This window comes from Paenibacillus agaridevorans, from assembly GCF_018604145.1.
Taxonomy (GTDB): Bacteria; Bacillota; Bacilli; order Paenibacillales; family Paenibacillaceae; genus Pristimantibacillus; species Pristimantibacillus agaridevorans.
In genome coordinates, this window is the sequence record NZ_CP075889.1 from 5,708,197 (window position 1) to 5,724,683 (window position 16,487).

The following is a 16,487-nucleotide window of genomic DNA, read 5'->3' on the forward strand; positions in this document are numbered from 1 at the left end:
CCACCTTTTCTGTAATTTATATATTATCAAGATTCCTCAGCCTTTCAAAGAACCGATAATAACGCCTTTAACGAAATACTTTTGCAAAAACGGATACACGCACATAATCGGGATAACAACCACCATCAAAGTCGCCATTTTGATCGATTGCGCCGTGACCGTTCGTTTCGTGCTGCTGACCAGATCTACCATGCCGAAGGAATTACCCGGCGTGCCCGATCGATTAAGATCGAGAATTTTCATCAGCAGCGATTGCAACGGAATCAGATCCTGCTTGGTGACAAACAGCGTGGCCGTCATGTAGTCATTCCAATGCCCGACAGCCGCGAATAAACCCATTGTGGCGAAAATCGGAAGACTAAGCGGGAATACGATTCTCGTATACACCGTCAAGTCGTTGGCCCCGTCGATATGCGCCGATTCCTCCAGCTCCTTCGGCAGCGCCCTGAAAAACGAACGGAAGATGAATACGGAAGAAGCGCCGTATAAGGTAGGAATGACGTAGACCCAGAAGCTGTTGAGCAGATGCAGCGACTTGTACAACAAGTATGTCGGGATCAGACCGCCGCCGAAGAACAGCGTAATGATAATCATGATGTTGATGATCTTCCTGCCCCTCAGCCTGTCCTTGGACAAGCCGTAAGCCATCAAAGAGACAAGAAGAATGGAAAGCGTCGCCCCGATCAGCGTCCTGCCGATGGTAATGGTGTAGGCGTCCATAATATCGCTTCTGGCGAAGATCGCCTTGTAATTATCCAGCGTAAAGGCTCTGGGCCAAAAATGTATCCCCCCCTTGGAGGCATCGTAACCCTCGCTAAAGGACAATGCGGCGATGCGCCAAAACGGGTATATGAACAGAAACGAGAGCGCGGACAGAAACAGATAGTTGATCCATTGAAACACTTTTTCCCCTCTGGAAATAATCATGCCGGTGTCCCTCCTTTTTTAGAAAATGCCTTCTTCTCCTGTCTTCTTGATCAGGAAATTTAGCGTAAACAAGGCGATCATGCCGATCACGGACTTGAACACTCCGACAGCGGTCGCCATCTCGTATTGGGCTCTGAATATCCCCATCTTCATGACGTACGTATCGATGATTTCGGCTTTATCGAGCAGCATCGGGTTTTGCATGACATAGACTTGCTCGAAGCCTGCATCGAGAATTCCCGCCATATTGAGAATAAACAGCAGAATGATCGTTGGACGGATAGCAGGGAGTGTGATATGCCAGATTTGCTTGAAACGGTTGGCGCCGTCGATAACCGCCGATTCGTACAGCTCCGTATTGACGGACATAATGGATGCGAGATAAATGATCGTTCCGAAGCCGATTCCTTTCCAAACGTCTGACGCGACAATCATCCCCCAGATCAAGTCCGGATCGCCAAACCAGAAGATAGGCTCCTTGATCAACCCCAGAAAGACCAGCAGGTTATTGACAACCCCTCCATCCGTGCTAAACAATTCGTACCAGATGCCCGCCACAACGACCCACGAGACAAAAAAGGGCAAGTAGGAAATCGTTTGCGCGATCCGCTTGAACACGATGTTGCGAACCTCGTTTAATAGGATGGCCAGCAAAATCGGCGCCGGAAATCCGAACACGAGCTTTAGCAAGCTGATGGCGATGCTGTTGGTCATTACAACCGAAAAGTTCGGGCTGTTAAAAAACTCCTTGAAGTTGTCCCATCCTACCCACTCGCTGGCAAAAACGCCCTTGATGATATCGTAGTCTTTAAAGGCGATGAGAACGCCGTACATAGGCTGGTAACAAAATACGAGAAACCATATGATACCCGGCAGGACAAACAGGTACAGATACCTGTTGCTCCATAGCTCCTTTCCCAATAGGCGGGAATTCAAGCGCTTACTTTTTATTGATGACGATTGCATCCATTAGCCTCCTTGCGTCTGTCAGTTCTGTCTTGTACCCTGCAAATAAATTATAAAATGCGGCGTTTAAAATGATAATTCAGTATTCTACACAAAGTGCTAAGTATTCTATTGGAACGCTTACATGATGGGATATTCCGCAGAAACGGACCGGGGGCGTCTGCTCCGAACGCCCCGTCATACACGCGAAAAACCCCGGATGCTCCGGCATTCGGGGGATTGGCTTGCATCAAACGAACGATTTTCCGCCTAATAGGTTAGACTGGCCGATCGTTCTCCAAATACGACAGCAGGTTGAATATCGCTTGAGCGGCCTCGGAGCGAGCCGCTTGATTCCGCGGGTAGAAATAACCGGAGGAGCCGCCTTTTAACAAGCCGAGTCCAGTCGCCGTGCGAATGGCATCCGCTGCCCAGACGGAGATTGAGGCAGCATCCTTATAATGGGCGCCGAGTGGCGCATTCGTCGTCGAATCCGACTGAAGAGATCGCATGATCATAACCGCCATTTGCTCGCGCGTGATGATGCCCTCAGGATTAAACGAGCTCGCCGATTCGCCCGTTACCCATCCGGCCTGCTTCGCGGCCGCAATATAGCCCGCGTACCAGCTGTCCTCGGATACGTCAGGGAAGCTCGCTTCTTCGATCGGCTTGATGCCCATGGCTCTGGCCAGCATCGCCGCGAACGTCGCTCGCGTAACCTCTCCGTTCAAACGGAACAGGCCTCCGCCTTCCCCTTTGACGATCTGTCTGGCGCTCAGATCGCGAATGGCAGCATACGCCCAGTGACCGGACTGAACATCGGCGTACGATTTATCGTATTCGAACACCGCGTATTGACCAGGCTCGAGCAGCTCCGCTTCGATTTTTCCGCCAATTCGCTTGCTCGGCACGTAGACCAGCTTTCCATCCGCTTGTATTTTGTACAGATACGCGGGGATGGCGCCGATCGCGGCCTGTACATCAAAGGACAAGTTTATGGGCACGGGGAAGCTATCCGCCGTCTTCTTGCCGTCTTCGCTGGCCGCGCCAATTTCGATGACGCTCGAGAGCGGCTGTACATGCGCCGATTCGGCTGCCGCTGCCTTCTCCAACATGCTTTGAACGAATTGCGACGTCAGCTCGTTTAACATCAAACGAAGACCGCCGCCGCTCCAGCCCTCCATCAGAGCCCGGATTGCAGGCCCCGATGCCGCCAGTGTCGCGCCGTTCTTCTTCAGCCTGAGCGTGGAGCTATTCGACAATGGCGTGGAATGTGCCCGTAACAAAACGCCTCTCTCGCTCGCTCCAAGCTCGATATCAATCCCTTCGCCCTCGGACAGCTTCTTCCAATCCGCTTCGCTTAAGGATTTAAACCCTGGCGTTTGCTGCGTGACCGGAAAATTCGGCTGCGCCGGCGTGTCTATCGGTTCTCCCGCTTTCTCGGCAAACGTCATATCCGCCCAATATTGCTGATTGTCGCCATCTCCCGCCCACATCATTTGGCCCCAATTATTAGGACCGTCATTATCGGTCGCAAGCACGCTCATGCCAATTTGCCGGTTCGTTGCTGGTTCGAATGGCTGTACTTGCAGCGATGACCAAGGAATAGCCACTTCCATTGTATAGCCCGTATCCGTGATAACCGCAGCAATGTCGCCATCCGTGTATGCGCTCTCCTGCGCACCGGCCGAATGTCCTTCGCGGATAAACATATGCGGCTGGCCATCCGGTCCGCTTGGCGTCATGAACAGCGCGTAATCTCCGTCCGCATATCTGCCGCCTTGCTTGTCATGATTGAGATCCAGGAACAGCATCGTCGCGTCGGACAAATACATTTGCGCTCCCGTTTCGGTAAAGTTCAGCGAGTCGTCCGTCCTTGTCTCCAATAGATACAGATGTTGTTCGTCCCAGCGAACGCGGTAACGCGAAGTAAGATCGGCTTCGTCTTCCATGGAACCCCATACCGTGCCGTAACGCTTAACGTCGGCAGAATTCGGACTGACGACGATTTCATCGGCGTCCTCCCATTCCCCGGGCTCCGCCACGCCGTCGACCGCGATAATCTCCGTGGCTTTCAAAGAATCGTATTTTTTTATTAAATCATTGGAGCCCGAGCTTCCGTCCGCTCCCGCTTCCTTAAACAATCGGAAGTAAGTATAGGGATCGACCACTTCGAAATCCAGATCCGGATAAGTCTCTCTAATATAGTCGATTGCGCCAACAATGGCGGAAGGGCGAGTCAGCACGACCTTGACATTGAGGAAGTCCCTTCTCTTCAACTCATTAACCAATTCCTCGCCGTACTGCGCCGAATCCGATACGTCATGTCCCATCGCGATAACGGGCGCAAACGGCGTTCCGTTTACGACTTTCTGTTCGAATCCCTCATGATTGCCGACGCCCATCGGCGAGAATCTGCTGTAGGTGTCCTGTACTCTCAGCGGCGTAATGCCGGAATTGCCGCTTATGAAAAAGCCGGTAATATCCAGGTCGAACTTATTGTACATCGCCGTGTTGTACTCCTCCCACACATTCAGGAAATCCGGAAGCCCCGCCGGACGATTCTCCTCCAACAGCATCATGGGATTCAAGTAACCCGAGCCGTTATTACCCGCCACGAAATAATCGTTGGGACTCATGGTCTCGTAAATATAATTGTAGAGCTGCGGAACGCGTTTGGATGTATTGGGCACCAGCGCCCAGCCCAGCGGGAGCTCTCCGCGTTTGGGATCGTCCCACATGACCGGAAACGCGCCGTTGGCCCATGAGCTTCCGTCGAAATCCCCCATGTAGAACGTGATGTATTTTTTCCCTTCCTCCAAAACAATGTCGTTGTCTCCCTTGTCGTTACTCTGCTCGTACGGACCCGACAACGGATCATGCTGGAACACCGAGGCATTGGACAAGCCGACATGGCCGAACGCGTCCGCATCCTTCTGCGCGTTGTAGGCGGAAATGATGTCCAGATACAGCCATTCCATTTCATACTCGGTTAAATTGGCTCCGACAGGATCGATTAAGCTGGTGTATTTGATATACCAAGGAACAAACCCGCCTACCGTAAAAATATTTCTGCCCGCTTTGCTGTTTTGCGCGCTCAGCAATTCAATTAATGTATGGTAATCCGTGCCGAGCGGCTGACCCTTGTCATCATTTGGGATGCTTGTCTGGTCTGGACTGAGGTCGAAGAAAAACGACTTGTTGGCGATATAATAATCGGCATTGGGCAACGAGCTGTTAAACAGGTCGGGATAAGAGAAGTCGTCTTTGTCGATAACTTCCTCCGGCGGCAGCGGCTTGCCCACCTGTATTGTTTTCTTGATGATCGGGCCAAATCGGGCCGAACCGTCCCGAATCATTTGCGCTTCGAAGGTATATTCCCCCTCCGTGGACGGAGCTTCGATCGTAAAGGTAAACGTGTAATCCTCGTTCTGTCCTGTTATTCCGTTTATAAATATGCGGGCATTATTTAAGGCCAACGCATAACCGCCGGTCAAATGGCCCCACATCAATCCATTGTTGTCCGTAGACGCGAAGCGGACCAAGGCATCCTCGGACCACGCGAAGCTATCGGTGTTCTTAAACGTCATGGACAGCTTGATGACCGATCCCGGCTCCATCCGATCCGGCAGATTTTCCGCGATCAACTGGGCGGCCAGCGTGCCTTCGCTTAAGGAGACAGGCGGCGTCTCTACCGTTGTCGCCGGCGTTCGATCGGGATCATCGAGAGGATCGATTGCACTGGGTTTCCCCACAATGATCGACTTCGTAATTGTCGGTCCAAATCGGGCTACTCCGTCCCGAATCATCTGAGCCTGGAACGTATGCGTCCCCTCGGCTGTCGGCGCCTGAATCGTAAAGCGGAAGGCATACGTACCGTCCGTTTCCGTTACGCCATCCATGAATATTCTGGCGTTGTTGGTTCCAATTGCATACCCTCCGTTTAGCGCGCCCCACTGAAAATGATTGTTGTCCGTCGGGGCAAACCGCGTCAGGAGCGACTCGGACCAGGGGTGCGTCCCCGTGTTTTCCAGCTCGATTGTCACTGGCAGGATGGCCCCGGGCTGCATAACATCCGGCAAATTTTCTTCGATCAGCCTTGCGATCAGGCTGCCCTCGTCAGTCGGAATCGGCGGGGCGTCTTCGATCGTTGCAGGCATTCGATCGCCTTCCATGTCCGCCGGATCCACGATTTCGATGCTTTGGGCGATGCCCGATCCCGACATCCACGTGACTCCGTCCCTCACCACGTTGGCATTGAACACGACCTCTCCTACGCTGGCGGGCGCTTGCAACGAGAATCGGAACTGCTTGGTTTGTCCCGGTCCGATTTGATCCGCGACATTTAGGAAAACGCGTTGGCTGCCATCGGGAGCAGAGCTCGCTCCGCCATCCGGAAACCCCGTCCATGTGATGGAATTCAAGGACTTGGAGCCTAACCGATACATGTCGTCGGCATTCCACGTGGCGGTACCCGTGTTCTTGACCGTCAACGATATCATGGCCGTTTGGCCAGCGGCAATCTTCCGAGGAATATAAGCGGAGATGACCTTCGCGCTATAAGGCGTCGAACCTTCATTGAAGTTCCATGAGATGCCGTCAAGCGCATTGACCATCAACATTGGATTTGTTTGATCGGTATCCAGATACTTGGCCTTAGCCCATAGGTAAGCATCGTTTTTGGCGCTTCCCGTACTTTCTCGGCCAATATCCGGGATCCGGCCCGTTCCGCTGAATTTGCCGTTAAGATCCACGACCACTTCCGTGTTGCGGTTAACGACGATATCCGTGTACAAGCTGTCAGGCGATAGGTCGTAACGCACGGGCAGCAGGTTTTCGACCCCCGCTACCGTTGAAGCGACGTTTGCGGTAGCCGGAACGTTCTCGTCCCACACGACGGCTCCCTCCACGGATGGGAGGAATAGATCCAGAAGCTGCGCAAAGCTCAAGGAGTCATCCAGCTCATAGCCGTCCAAAAGCCGATTCGAGGCTCTAAGCTTTGCCAGCCAGTATTTGTCCGTTTCCACATTGGCCTGCGTAGCGATCGAATTGCTCTCGTAGTAGAAATAGAGCTGCGGCTGATCGCGGTTCACGATGCCCTGCAACGCGGTTGCAAGCTTGAGATAGTCGTACGCGACCTTCTGGCTGAGCACTTCCTTTTCGGCGATAAATGATTTCAAATCGAATACGTGCACCGTTGGCGGCGATGGAGCCGCCTCCGCGGCCGGCAGTCTGATCCCCGTCAAGTTCGATACCAACAACGCAATCACTAATAATAACGTTCCGAATCTTTTTTTCATGTAAATTCTCCTTTCGTCTCTCTGTTGTGTAAGCGTTTTCTATTACTCGCATTTAAAATTACTATACCGCCTCGCAACATGCCATTCATTATTCTACAGAGTAGATTTAATTTTTAACAAAGTCGTAGAGGGAGGAGCGGAAGGGAATAGAATTTGTTTTATTGCGCCGGATGGGCAGAACAGACGAGGGCGTGGAACAACGAGGCATCTTGTTTTGCCGCCTTGCTCCTCGCGCCGGCCATTTATTTCGCCCCTATAGAGCCACTCCTGTCCGTTAGCTCAAATAAAAGGAAAAACGCCCTTTAATGGCCCCAACTCCGCCCTTGCTTGCGCTTTAGAGGGAAATCCTCCCTCTAATCAGCCCAAATCGCCGGACTAGGAGCAGTCTCAACCCGATTAAAGGGCACATTTCCCTCTAAGCCGGGCCATTAGTCTGATTCCCGCCGATTATAGGGAACTTTTCCCTCTATTTTCCTCTGCGGTATACGATTGGCCTCTCCTCGTACCGCACTTGCACTCGCGTTATCATCCGTTAAACCTGATATTTTATAAATGTTGTAATAACGATGAAAAAACCTTCCGGCTCCAGCATCCGGAAGGCTCTTTGGTCTATACCAGCTTATAAGTAACAAACTTCTTTGCGGCGATTGAACACGTAATACGATTGTCTAAAGCATCCACCGTTCCCTGCTGCTCCTCGATGATATTGGCAATCATTGCGCCATTGATCGGTACGGCAACGGACAAGGCGACATCCGACGACCGAGACTCCACATTATACAATCGAATAATAGGTTGATTGCCTTCCTCCGACCATTTTTGCGCGGATAACATGACGTCGCCCTCCACCTCGACCAGGCTGTCCTTGAGAGGCAGGCGGGACTTCGACGCGTTGGGATCCGGCAGCTTAAACAATCCGCCATGCGACGTATCCTGCACCCACGATCTTCCCTTGTTCCATTTGTCCTCATCGATCGGGAGCAGCTTCGTCCGTAAACTTTGATGATAGAGCTCCGACTCTTGATAAAGCAGGGTTGCGGATTCCTCCGCGAAAGGCCTCAGCGCAAGCTCCAGCGTATGCCGTCCGATGCACTGGGCTTTGGGCTGATAATCCTGCTCCATGTACACGCTCTCTCTCAGGTGGATCGTTTCGACGCCGCGGAGCAGCGTAACGCCGGCCGTGCGGCCCTCGTCCAGCATCTCGTAATCATGCAGGCCTTTGGCGAAAATCGCCGAACCGCCGCTGTTGTACACAGGGGCAAACCACTTCCAGAACGGCTGCGAGTTGGCATCCCGCTCCCATGCTTTCCCGCTGTCCCAGCTTCTCTTTACGACATCGAGCTGTCCGCCCGCAAGCACGTGCAGCGCCTCATCCGCAGACGGGAACAACATCCGCAGACGATGATCCTTGACTCCGTTGTCTACCTGCACTTGTATGTTCAAGCGCTCGGAAGCCGCGTCGAGCCTCAGCGTCACTTCGAAGACGTTAGCCGCCGTCTCCTCCGACATGCGCTCCTTCGAGGCATCCAGCCCGATCGGCAGCTCCCAGACGAAGCGGTAGACGGCTTCTTGATACAGCGCATTGTCGGTTCTGGATACCCACTCAACGGCTCCGTCCCAAATCCGATCGCCTTCGCCGTCTTGAACCGCTTTAAACACATACAGATCCCCGCGGTCTCCGACATTTTGAATTTGCCCTTGATTGCTCAGCCGGCGGCCCGACTTCTTGTGGAGCACATGGAACATGCCATTGTCTTGCAGCTCGACCCTGAGCCGCTCGTTCTCCATAATCGACGTCTCCGGATTCCCGGCATCCTGCAGCCTTACGCCCTCCCGATGCTGGCGCACGCGATACGCCGCATACCCCAGCGCCGGCACGCGCGGCTGCCACTCGATATCGCAGCGTTTCACGCCGATAACGCCGGGCAAATTAATGGGACTGATCACTTGCACGCGGCTAGGCGCTTCCGATACCAGGCGATAAGGAAGCGGCTGCCCGTTTTCGTCCTCGATGGAAAAGGACTCCACCTTCTCGTCATCCAGGAAATACACGGGCGTTCGGATGACCTCCGCAGCTTCCAACTGCGACGTATTGACGACGAGCAGCTTCTGGTCGTCCCGTTCATACCCGGAACTGTCAACCTGCCTCGCGATAATCCCGAGCTTTCGGCCGATGATGGTTTCCGTCAGCTCCTTTACGCGCCGGTGCCGGTCCATCATCTCATCGTGCACGGCGTCTTGGCTGCAGCCGCATATGCTGTCATGCGGATGATTCTGCATATACAATTTCCAGACATAACGGATTCCTTCCTTATCGTAGGGATCCAGGTCCAGCATGGCGCACCATGTCGACAGCGGCTCCAGCCATTTCTCGATGAGATCGTGGCCCTCCACATTCGCTTGCTTGATGTAGATGCGGCTCGATAACGTGCCGGCCAAAATATTGTATTCGGGTGCCTCCCGGAGCTCGCCTTGCAGGACGGGATAAGTCCCTGCCGGCTGCTCTTCCATTTCCCGCTGCACACTCTTTACATAATCCGGCAGCGTGCTATGCAAAACGTCGATTTCGTCGCCGTATATGCTGCGCAGCTGCTGTAAAACCTCGGGGAGATTTTCCTGCGCCTCCAGATGATCGACTCCGTTCATCATGGGATAATGCGATGTCGGATTGATGTTCTCTTCGCGTTCGCTGATCATGTCGAAGACGGCTTGCAACTGATCCGGATCGCCGGGCAAGCGCTGCGCGCTGTTATACCAATAATAAAGCTGAAGCGCCGTTACCTCCGAGCCGTCCGGGGACTGCCAGCGGAAAAACGGGCTGCCGTGCTTGCCGGCATCGTAGGCGCGGCCGAACACGCAGTTGTCGATGCCTACGTCCCTGAACAGCTGCGGCATCTGACCGGTCAGCCCGAAGTGATCCGGCAAGTAACCGATCTTCATCTCTCCGCCCAGCCTGCGCGATGCGCCGATCCCTTCCATCAGACTGCGGATGGTCGACTCCGCGCTCGTCAAATACAAATCATTTTGTTGATACCAGGGACCGATCAAAATCCGGCCTTCCCGAATCAACCTTTCCAAACGCGGCTTCTGATGCGGACGCAGCGCGTAATAATCCTCCAGCACGATCGTCTGTCCGTCGAGATGAAACGACTTGAATTCGGGATCGCGCTCGAGCAGGTCGAGCAGCTTGTCGATCAACTGGACCAAACGATACCGAAATTGTTCGAACGTCATGTACCATTCGCGGTCCCAATGCGTATGCGCGATAAAATGATACGTTTTCTTCTGTGTCATGCCTCTGTCCTCCATGGTTCGGGAACCCCCGAATTAATGAGTCGTTTCAATTGTAATGATCCCCTTGGGCCCCAAATGCAGGGTCACTCCTCTGCCGTCCGACGCAGCAATCTGAACCGGTTCCTTGCGGTTCTCCTCCAAATCCAGTACATAGACTTCTTTGACAGGCCGATCGAGCCGCAATGTCGCCGACTGCTCCGATTCCGTCGGGTTGAAGCAGCGGAGGAGCGTACCGTCGCGGCCTTCCGTCCTCTTTATCGCAGACAACACGATCGGGCTTTCCGGCTCCTCGAGGCTGGCAAAAGAGTGAACAAGCGGCATCGTTCCCGCGCTCTTGCGCATCTGAACCGCGCGTGCCGGCAGATGATGCTCGGCGGATCGCCGCCATGCCTCTCCGCTTTGCGCGCCGTCCCCCGCATGCGGGATAAGCGCCAGCCGGTACGTCAGCTCGCCCTGGCATTGCGCCTCCGGCGTCTTGAACATCGGACCTGCTCCGCCTCGGATGGTTCGCAGATCCGGAGAACCCAGATATCCGACAGAACGGACAAGCGTGACGAGAATATCGCCGCCCGGCGTCACCTCGTATTCGGGAAGGCCGTAAGGAGCAACCGCAAAGCCATACGATCCGCATGAACTCGTGACTCCCGCCAGACCTTGGTTCGGATGCACGCCGACGGCATCCTCAATCCAGCGATCATCGGAAGGCTGAGCAACCTTCGTTGACCGTCTAACCATATCGAAGGCAGAGGATGCCCATGATTGCGCGGCCCCAATGCCGGTGGCAAACTTCGCTCGCAGACGATGATCGCTGGCCTGATTGTCAAAGCGCGTCGTCACGCCTACCCAGCGGTCGTGTTTGCCAAGGCTGAGCTCTGTCGTCAAGCTGCATTCTCGTTTAACCGCCGAACGCCGCTTGCGGTCGCTCTCCAAACCGGCAGGCAGCAGCCAGCTTTGCGCGATACGGAGAACCCCCCTTGCCGGACCGTCTTCCGTTACGGAGATGGAAGCCTGCAGGCCCGCCGTAGAGAAGCGCTCGTCGAACAAAGGCGGCGAGAAGGTATAACCGTCGCCGATATCGCCTCCATCCTCGTATACGAGGACGTTATCGTAGTGTCGGCCGCTCATCTTGTCGAGAAGCCGAACGCTTCCGTCCTGGCCGACCTCTACCCGAAGCCAATCATTTTCCAGCGCGTGGCCATCTACCAACGTGTTCGTGTCCGGCGAAGCCAGGCGAACAGGCGTCGCGGTAAAGGTCGCGTAACCGAGACCCGGCAGCTCATGGGGGACAAAGCGCACGGTCGCCTTGCGAACAAACGCCAAGCCGACCAGAATGCCCTTCTCCTCCGGCGGTACGGCGGCATCCAGCAAGCCGAGATCCCGGACCTCGTCGTCGGGATGATTGCCGGCAATCAGCTCCCGCTTCATATCCACCCATTGCGAAGGCAGCACGCGGCCTTCGCTGTCGCGGATTTCGAAGAAACGAATATCCGCGTCGGCATCCGGAAGCATCAGCTCCACGGTCACCGTATCCTTGCGGCCGCGCTCCAGCGGGTTAAATACATGGAACACAATCGCCCCGTCCGGCAAGGCTGACGTATCGATTTCCGACGCGATATAACGGAGGGATTCTTCCGTCAGCTGCCCCGCGATTTCCTGGGCCCATTCGAAGCGGGTCATCATCTGCCGATGCACTTCGTCGCGACTGCATCCGCATATGGAATCGTGGGGATGGTTCTGGAGCAGGTATTTCCAGGACTGCGCGAGCAGCTTATCCGGATAAGCGCCTCCCATGCCGTGCCATATGGCCGAGAACGGCTCCGCCCATCGTTCCAGCTCAAACTGCACCTTCGCGTTGAACTGCTTGAGGGGCATTCTGGAGGATAGCACATTGGCCAACAGAAAGTTGATCGAGCCGTCCACGGAGCGATTGGTATCCCTCAGCTCGCCGACGGCCGTATACAGCCCATCTGCTATGCTTTCCGTCTCCGCCTTCGCGGAGGCCAGAAACTGCTCCATCGTGCTGTGGATCAGCTTGTATCCCGGAAAGCGCGGCGCCAGCTTGTTTACGATTTCGCTCAAATCGTCCTGCGGCTCCATATGGTCCACGCCCACCATGACAAGAACCGACGAAGCTTTTGTCGGAGGCAGCAGATGCCCCTCAAACAGCTCCCGCAACTGTCGTTCGGCCTTGTCTATATCGCCGTGAAGGCGGAATACGCTGTTATAGCCGAGCGCATTGGGGAACCGGTAAGCGAACAGCGTCGTTCCGTCCGCGCCCTGCCACTTCAGCTCCGTACCCGACTGCGTGACGACCTCTCCGAGACCGCGCCAGAACACGGCCTCCTTCATACCGAAACCGTCCAGAATTTGCGGCAATTGCGAGATATGGCCGAACATGTCCGGCAAGTAGCCGAAGCGCTGGCTGCCTCCCATTTCCTCGGCGATCCGAATGCCCAATTGAAAATTCCGAATGAGCGATTCGCCGCTGACAAGCGATTCATCCGGCTGCACATACCAAGGACCCAGCTTGATCCTGCCTTCCGTTATATAACGCTTCAACCGTTCCCGGTCTTCCGGATGAATTTCCAAATAGTCGTCCAACACGCTGCTTTGCCCGTCCAGATGAAAGCTTGCGTATTCGGGATCCCGCTCCAGAATCGCCAGCAGCTTGCCGACCAGCCGGGTAAGGCGAATGCGGAACTCCTGGTATGGCAGGTACCATTCCCGGTCCCAATGCGTATGCGGGACAATATGTACGTTTATCATCGTTGCTCCTCCGATTGATATTGTTTTTTCATGCCGAAGAACGTATAAGGATCCAGAGGCTCCAGCGAAATCTCCGGCCGTTCCGCCGCAATCGTCTCCAGCAGCTCGACCAGAAACGACGGAGACACGAGCACCGTGCGATAGACGATAAATTGCGGCTCTTCCGTGGCCGCCAGGCTACCGTAAACGACATCCACGGCTTCGCGTATCGTTCCATAAGGTCCGATGTTGTGGAAAAGCTGCTGGAACGGCGTTCCGTCCATCTCTCCCGGTCCTTGATACTCCTGCGTAACGACGCCATCCGGCGAAAATTCGGCGTAGCCCCTCTGGACTTCCGTGTTGATGGAATCGTAGCCATTAAGCAAAAAGCCCGTTATCGTGAGGTCGAATCGCTCGTAGTACCGCCGGTTATGCGCGATCCAGGCATCCATGCCCGAAGGCAGACCCGAATGAATTCTCGGCTCCAACAAGTGGGTCGGATTTATGTAACCCGCCCCGGAATCGCCGGATACAAATACATCCCGGTCCGATTTCGTCCGGTAGACGTAATCGAAAACTTGCGGAACCCGCTCCGACAGGTTGGGATTGAAGCCCCAAGCAAGCGGAAGCTCCCCTCTTCGCGGGTCGTCCCACAAGACGCCGACATGGGCGTTCAGCCATGCCGCCGAATCGTAATCCCCCATATAGAACATGACGTAAACCTTTCCCCGCTCCGGCTTTCGTGCCGCCAAGGCCGATCTTGATTGCTCATACCGTTCCCTGAGCGAATAATGGCGGTGGATCGAAGCGTTCGCCATGCCGGACAAGCCGTAAGCGTCCGCGTCCATGATCGCATTGTAGCAAGATAGGATTTCCGCATGCCTCCACTCCGTCTCGATCGCGCCGTGCTTGCCGGGCCACAGGCTGGCATCCGTATATTTCACGTACCAAGGCGTAAAGCCGCCGATTGTAAATATTTGTTTGCTCCCGCTGTTGCGGTATTGGCTCAGCAAAATGTCCTTCATCGTCCGCAGGTCGGCCCCTGGCGGCTGGTCGGGATCATCGCCGGGCGTCTCGTCGTCCCACGGACTGAGATCAAAGAAGAAGGCTTTGCGAGCGATATAATAGTCGTGATTGGAAAGCATCGTATTGTTCAAATCCGGATACCATTCCCCGTCCGGAATCCATCGATGGCCGTCCAGATAATAGGCAAGCAGCGTCGGGTCGCACAATTCGGCGTCCAGGTAGTTTTCCTTGGCCCAAAGGTAGGCGTCGCACTTGGCGCTGCCCGTGCTTGGCGACCCGCTGCCCGGAATCGTGCCGGTTCCAGAGAATAGACCGATCAGGCTGCGTTTGACGGGAAGACGTCGATCCCCGGCAATGAATTGACTGTAAAACGATCCCGGCGACGGATCGTATCGTACCGGCAGCAGCCCTTCGACGCCGCAGATGGTCGCGGCCACGTTGGAGGTGGCCGGCACCTCCTCGTCCCACAACACGACGCCCGTCAGCCAGGGCTTGAAAGCATTCAGCAATTCATCCCAGTCTTTCAGCTCGTGCCAGTCCTCTTCTGACAGAAACCCATCCGCGGATCGGTAATGCTTCAGCCAGTATTCGTCCGTCTCATCCATAAACGTCATATATAGCCTGCAGCGATCCCGGTTAACCAACCCCTGCAAGGCGGAAACAGCTTTCAACAGGTCGTATCTCAGCTTGTTGTTTTCGGGACCGGTGAAGGAATGGATATAAGCCGAGGCCTGAAAATGGTACATCGCGATCCTCCTCGTTGACTCCTTGCCGTTTGGAAACGGCCGCCCTTATGGGCACTTCTATTGTAGGATGATCATCCGCAATTAGACATTGATTATCCTACACAAACCTTTCATTATCCTACGACAACGCTTTCATTCCTTAAGGAAACGCGATTCATTGCATGCTTCGCGAACTTTGTTGCAAGCGGATACAAACTGCGTAGAATTTTTAAACGTGTCTGTAGAATACTTCATTTTTCGTCTCTCGCTCCTCTCTTATACTAGGACGTGTATACAAACCCGCTTAGGGGCATCTTACATCGCCTTTTCGCCCCCTGCTGCGTTGCTTTTCCTTGACGTACCCCCGGTACGCCTTCGAAAAAGCGTCTTGCATGGAACGAAAATTCGGCATAATCTGCTCCCTTCGAGGTTTGCTTACACGCCCTAGAGAAGCCTGTCCAGCGGCATTCTCAAAACAATCGGCAGGAAATCCAAAAGAAAGGGAGGAAATTATGGAATTAAACGTCGTAGCAATCGGTCTCCGCATTCATGGAGAGTACGCGATTCAAGAAATACTGAAAGCAGACCATGTCCGGCTGGTTGCCGTCATGGAAACGGAGGAACGCTGGCAGGTGGTTGCGGATCGGTACGGGGTGCCTTTTTACCGGGATTATTCGCTGATGCTGGACGAGGTGGACTGCAATACGGCCATCGTCTGCCTGCCCAACGATCTCAAGACCGATGCCGTCATCGAATGTCTAAAGCGCGGCAAACATGTCATCTCGGACAAACCCGTCTCGATTACCGAAGAGGAGTTGGAACTGCTGGAGCTGCAGGTCGCGGTTTCGGACGCCGAGTTCTCGGTGCTTCTGACCGAGCGGTTTAATCCGCTGTACGTGAGGGCCAAGGAATTCATCGATCAAGGAGCGATCGGCGATTTCGCGGGCTGCATCATGATGCGTCCGCATGAATCGACGGCTCAGCGCGAGGAGCCATGGATGTACGAGAATGCCCGAAACGGCGGCCTGATCGTGGATCTGATGATCCACGACATCGATCTGGCCTTGTGGATGAGCCGCGGCGAGGTCCGCGAAGTGATGGCCCGTTCGCTGCATACCCGCTTTTTTGCGGACAAGCCGGATTACATCGACTTCGCTCAGGCGCTGTTCGTCCTGGAGGGAGGCGTCACGGTCCATATCGAAGCGGATTGGCTGACGCCGCGCAATACGTCATGGGATTGCAGAATGTTCGTCGTTGGCACGGACGGCACGATCGAAGTGCTGATCAAGACCGGCGAGGTGATTTTGTGCACGCACGACCGGAATCACCGCAATGTGATGGAGGAGGTGCAAGAGCACGACAGCGTGTGTCTGGACTTCGTTCGCAGAATCCGCGGCGAGCAGCCGCAGGTTTTATCCGCCGCGGACTGCATCGCGTCGGCAAGAGCCGTCTTGCTGGCGCGCAGATCCAGTCATTCGGGTCAATTGGAATCCGTTAGATAAAGCCTTACATTCGATCGTATCGG

General features: G+C 54.7%; 7 protein-coding genes. 1 reads left to right on the forward strand and 6 read right to left on the reverse strand.

Annotated elements, in window-relative coordinates:
• Positions 1-36: 36 nt before the first annotated feature.
• The 6 genes from KJW29_RS22965 to KJW29_RS22990 all read right to left on the reverse strand — a co-directional run bounded on the left by KJW29_RS22965 (position 37) and on the right by KJW29_RS22990 (position 14,983).
• Entirely contained in the window at positions 37-927 is an 891-nt protein-coding gene (locus KJW29_RS22965; protein WP_108991174.1) for a carbohydrate ABC transporter permease, read from the reverse strand.
• 18 nt (positions 928-945) lie between these two features.
• A complete protein-coding gene (locus KJW29_RS22970; RefSeq protein WP_214626358.1) occupies positions 946-1,893 on the reverse strand; it encodes an ABC transporter permease in 948 nt (315 codons plus the stop codon).
• A 257-nt stretch (positions 1,894-2,150) separates the two neighbouring features.
• Complete coding sequence (locus tag KJW29_RS22975; RefSeq protein WP_214626359.1) at positions 2,151-7,172, reverse strand: S-layer homology domain-containing protein; 5,022 nt, start codon at positions 7,170-7,172, stop codon at positions 2,151-2,153.
• Positions 7,173-7,781: 609 nt separating this feature from the next.
• Entirely contained in the window at positions 7,782-10,466 is a 2,685-nt protein-coding gene (locus tag KJW29_RS22980; RefSeq protein WP_214626360.1) for an alpha-mannosidase, read from the reverse strand.
• 33 nt (positions 10,467-10,499) lie between these two features.
• Positions 10,500-13,232, reverse strand: a complete 2,733-nt coding sequence (locus tag KJW29_RS22985; protein WP_214626361.1) for an alpha-mannosidase — start codon at positions 13,230-13,232, stop codon at positions 10,500-10,502.
• Positions 13,229-14,983 (reverse strand): GxGYxYP domain-containing protein, encoded by a 1,755-nt coding sequence (locus tag KJW29_RS22990; protein ID WP_214626362.1) that lies wholly within the window; start codon positions 14,981-14,983, stop codon positions 13,229-13,231. The genes KJW29_RS22985 and KJW29_RS22990 overlap by 4 nt, the downstream gene beginning before the upstream one ends.
• A 491-nt stretch (positions 14,984-15,474) precedes the next feature.
• Here KJW29_RS22990 and KJW29_RS22995 point away from each other — a divergent pair, with 491 nt between their 5' ends.
• Entirely contained in the window at positions 15,475-16,464 is a 990-nt protein-coding gene (locus KJW29_RS22995) for a Gfo/Idh/MocA family protein (RefSeq protein ID WP_214626363.1), read from the forward strand.
• Positions 16,465-16,487: the final 23 nt, after the last annotated feature.